At 69.5% G+C, this 521-nt stretch carries 1 protein-coding gene; it reads right to left on the bottom strand.

Annotated elements, in window-relative coordinates:
- Window positions 1-313, bottom strand: a 313-nt coding sequence (locus Vqi01_RS30470) for a methyltransferase domain-containing protein (protein WP_204038573.1), incomplete at its 3' end; no start/stop codon positions are given.
- Window positions 314-521: the final 208 nt, after the last annotated feature.

The raw sequence follows: 521 nt of genomic DNA, 5'->3' as shown, positions 1-521 counted from the left end.
CGAACGGCAACTCGCGCAGGTCAGCGACCTCGTACGCGAAGCCGGGGTTCTCCCGCCGCGCCACCTCGACCATCCCCGGCGAGAGGTCCACCCCACAAGGCGACAAACCCCGGCCGGCAAGGTACGGCAGAAGTCGTCCGGTGCCGCAGCCCACGTCCACGACCTCCGAACCCACAGCCAGGGTCATCTCCGCGAACAGGTCGAGCATCGCCCGCTCGACCGGCATGCGCTCAAGCACTCCGGCCAGGTTCTCCGCGTACCACTCCGCCAGCACGTCGTGCGCGTCCCGCAACTCCTCAGTCCTGCCGTCCATTCCCCGATTGCCCTCCCGCCCACCGCCATCGTGGCGGCGAATCTACCGCCGGCCCACCAAGCCAGGCACGGAAGGCGACCGCCCGGCCACGCCCCTGACCGGCAATCACATGGCGTCACGCGCGTATCGCGGCATGAGCGTGAACTCGTTGCCCTGGCCGTGCGGGTCAAGGTACTGGCGCGGTTGCGCCGGTACGGACGCCGCTTTA

Origin of the sequence: Micromonospora qiuiae, assembly GCF_016863555.1 — a bacterium.
GTDB classification, from domain to species: Bacteria; Actinomycetota; Actinomycetes; order Mycobacteriales; family Micromonosporaceae; genus Micromonospora; species Micromonospora qiuiae.
The sequence above is the reverse complement of the archived record's forward strand: the minus strand, read 5'-3'. Positions and strand labels throughout refer to the sequence as shown.